The sequence below is a fragment of the Amycolatopsis rhizosphaerae genome (genome assembly GCF_007713715.1).
Taxonomy (GTDB): domain Bacteria; phylum Actinomycetota; class Actinomycetes; order Mycobacteriales; family Pseudonocardiaceae; genus Amycolatopsis_E; species Amycolatopsis_E rhizosphaerae.
On the sequence record NZ_VJWX01000612.1, the window covers coordinates 1 to 3,817 of the forward strand.

Here is a 3,817-nt window from a genome sequence, read left to right on the forward strand (position 1 = left end):
GGGCCGAGGGTGAGCACGCCGTGCCGCCGCCCGTCGGCCACCAGCGACTGCGGCGAGTAGAACCCCATGGGCTGCGCGCGCAGCAGCCCCGCCAGGAACGCCGAGGGGTGATAGCGCTTCATCCAAGCGCTGGCGTAGACGATCAGCGCGAAGCTGTGCGAGTGCGACTCGGGGAAACCGTAGCCGGAGAACGCCGCGATCTGGTCGAAGATCCGCTCGGCCACCTCGCCGGTGATGCCGTTGGCGGCCGCGCCCCGGAAGAACCGGTCGGCGAGCCGTGCCATCTTCGCGCCGGACCGCTTGGCGCCCATCGCCCGGCGCAGCTGATCGGCTTCGGCCGGGCTGAAGTCGGCGACGTCGACGGCCATCTGCATGACCTGTTCCTGGAACAGCGGCACCCCGAGGGTGCGGTCCAGTGCGCGGGCGAGTTTCGGGTGCGGGTGCGACCAGGGCTCGCCGTTGCGGCGCCGGATGTACGGGTGGACCGAACCGCCCTGGATCGGGCCGGGCCGGATCAGGGCGACCTCGACGACCAGGTCGTAGAACTCGCGCGGTTTGAGCCGGGGCAGGGTGGCCAGCTGGGCGCGCGACTCCACCTGGAACACGCCGACCGCGTCGGCGGCGCGGAGCATCGCGTACACGGCCGGATCGGCCAGGTCGAGCCGCGCCAGGTCGACGTCGGTCCCTTCGTGTTCGCGGACGAGGTCGAGCATGTAGTGCAGGGCCGACAGCATGCCGAGGCCGAGCAGGTCGAACTTGACGAGGCCGACCGCGGCGCAGTCGTCCTTGTCCCACTGCAGAACGGTGCGGCCGGGCATCCGCGCCCACTCCACGGGTACCACCTCCGACACCGGCCGGTCGCAGATCACCATCCCGCCGGAGTGGATGCCGAGGTGGCGCGGCAGGTCTTCGAACCGCGCGGCGAGTTCGAGCACCGGTGCGGGGATGTCGTGATCGCGCTGCCCGGCGGTGGCGGCGATCCCGGCCCAGCGGTCGACCTGCTTCGACCAGCTGTCCTGCTGCCCCGGCGAGTAGCCGAGGGCCTTCGCCGCGTCCCGCAGCGCCGAGCGGGCCCGGTAGGTGATCACGTTGGCGACCTGCGCGGCGTGATGGCGCCCGTACCGTTCGTAGACGTACTGGATGGCCTCCTCCCGCCGGTCGGACTCGATGTCCACGTCGATGTCCGGCGGCCCGTCGCGCTCCGGCGACAGGAAGCGTTCGAACAGCAGGCCCCACCTGACCGGGTCGGCGTTGGTGATGCCCAGCGCGTAGCAGACCGCCGAGTTGGCGGCCGATCCGCGGCCCTGGCAGAGGATGTCGTTGCGGCGGCAGAACTCCACGATGTCCCAGACGATGAGGAAATAGCCGGGGAAGCCCAGCTTTTCGATGACGTCGAGCTCGTGCTCCAGCTGCCGGTACGCCTGGGGCGACTGGTCGCGGGCCCCGTAGCGGCGGGCCGCCCCGTCCCAGGTCAGGCGCCGGAGGTAACCGGCCTCGCCGGTACCGGGTGGCGTCGGGTACGGCGGAAGCCGCGGGGCGACGAGTTCGAGGTCGAAGGCGCACTCCACCCCCAGCACGGCGGCGCGCTGCACCGCCCCGGGATGGCGGCGGGCGAACACCCGCGCCAGCTCCTCTCCCGAACGCAGGAAGGCCATGCCGTGTGCGGGCAGCCAGCCTTCGAGCTCGCCGACGCCGCGGCGGGCCCGCACCGCGGCCAGCGCGTCGGCCAGCGGGGTGTCGGCGGGGCGGGCGTAGTGCACGCCGTTGGTCACCACCGTGGGCAGCCCGGCCCGGGCGGCCAGTGCGGCGAGCGCGTCGTTGCGGTCGTCGTCCCACGGGTCGCCGTGGTCGGTCAGCTCGACCACGACGTGCTCCGCGCCGAACCGGTCCGCCAACCGCTCCAGCGCGGCCGCCGCGTCCCCGATCCGGCCGGTGACCAGGGCGTGGTCGGTCAGCGCACGCAGCACCGCGCCCTTGCGGCATCCGGTGAGCACGACGACGTGTCCCCGCAGCTCCTCCACGACCTCGTCCTGGTCGTAGACCGGACGGCCCTTCTCCTGTCCCGCCAGTTGGGCGTGGGAGATCACGCGGCACAACCGCCGGTAGCCCTCCACACCGCGCGCCAGGCACAGCAGATGCTCCCCCGCCGGATCGGGTTCGCCGTGCTGTGCCGCGGGCAGGTCCAGCGACAGCTCCGCGCCGTAGACGGTGCGCACCCCGAGCTCACGGGCGGCCTCGGTGAAGCGGACCGCCCCGTACATGCCGTCGTGGTCGGTCAGCGCGATCGCGTCCAGGCCCAGCCGGGCCGCCTGCTCGACCAGTTCCTCCGGATCGGAAGCCCCGTCCAGGAAACTGAAACTGGAGTGGCAGTGCAGCTCCGCGTAGGGCACCCGCACCCCGGGGCTGTCGCTGATCGCGCGCGACAGCAGATCGACGGGCGCGCCCCGGTAGCCCTCGCGTTTGCGCGACCACGCCGGCGAATCGTTGCCGTCACCGGGCACCGGCCCGCGACCGTCGAGCGCCCGCTCCAGTCCGGTCCACGGCTGAACCGGATTCCGCCATCCCACACTGCACCTCACCCGAGAGGCCTGCGGGGAAGACAGGCACGGACTTCGAACTCGTGTTCGAGTGTGACACTCGGCGCCCGCGACGTCAAATCCGGCCGGAGGTCACACCGGCACGGAGGCCGGGACGACTCACGTGACGGTCGCGTTGCGGAGCGCGCGGATACTCTGCCCCCGTTGCCGCTTCGACTCGGCAACCTCGGCCCGAAACACGGCCAACGGCCCGGCCTGCGCCATAACCAGAGCGGCACCCTCCACAAAGGACCGACACGCCCCGGGCGCCACACCGTGATCACCGATCGACCTGCGAAGATCCACAACCGACGCCCCGACGGGAGTGGACTGGTTGCCTATGGGGTAGGGTTTTGCGATCACTATTACGCGTGCCCTTGCCGGGCACTCGAAACTGGGGTTTTTCTTTGTCTCGTCGACCACATCGTGCCGACTTCGATCGAGCGCTCGACCGGTCGGGCAGCCTCCGAACTGTCATGCCTTCCGAGCGGCCTCGCCGATCGCTTCGACGCGAACAGAACTCTGGTCGAGGACATCACTCTCCGCCGGCGAGGCACGCGAACCGGAATTCCGCACCGAAGTTGCCGGGAAGGAAAAAATGATCACACATCAGGATATGACCGAACTCCATGGCGACGGAAACATCATCACCGTGCCGCCGTCCGACGTCGAGCTTCTCAGGTTGCGCGCGGAAGACGCGGAAGTTCTGGGAACGGTGGGACTTCCCCGATTCAGTCCACCGTTCTTCACCACCCAGGTCGAAGGCCACCCGAAGTTCCTGAAGGTCTTCGACATTGTTACGCGAGAGGGCAAGGAGCATCGGGAGGTGATCATCGGAGGACCTCCCGGCGATCCCGGAATGCGCTTCTCCGTGAGCGCGTACGAAGGCTTCGTCATGCTGCTCCAAATGGGTGGAACGCGGCCGCAGGGCGAGATCGTGAACAACAACCTGAGCGAATTTGTCGAGTTCCTGCACGAAATCGGCCGGCATCAGGCCCTCGCGGCCGACGATCCGTTCGCGGCGCGCGAGTCACTCCACGACCTGTCGAACCGCTTGAAGAGTATCGACCCATTCTCGTTCGAGCAGCCGGACAACTGGTGGTCCCTGGCTCTGGACCATCTGGCAAGCACCGGAGAGTCGTAGCCGGCCCGCCGGCCGACGCGGACGGTATCGACGGCGCCGTCAGAACGGCGGCTCATCGCCCGCGCCCACCCCGGCCGCCGCCGGTGCGGAACCCCAG

Annotated in this window: 2 protein-coding genes; one reads left to right on the top strand and one right to left on the bottom strand. The window is 69.9% G+C overall.

All coding sequences use genetic code 11. From position 1 onward, the window contains the following. On the bottom strand, positions 1 to 2,567 hold a 2,567-nt coding region (locus tag FNH05_RS34155), incomplete at its 3' end, for an error-prone DNA polymerase (protein ID WP_144592983.1). 607 nt (positions 2,568 to 3,174) lie between these two features. On the opposite strand from FNH05_RS34155, the gene FNH05_RS34160 reads away from it, so the two are divergent. Beyond that, entirely contained in the window at positions 3,175 to 3,720 is a 546-nt protein-coding gene (locus FNH05_RS34160) for an SUKH-4 family immunity protein (RefSeq protein WP_144592984.1), read from the top strand. Positions 3,721 to 3,817 lie beyond the last annotated feature (97 nt).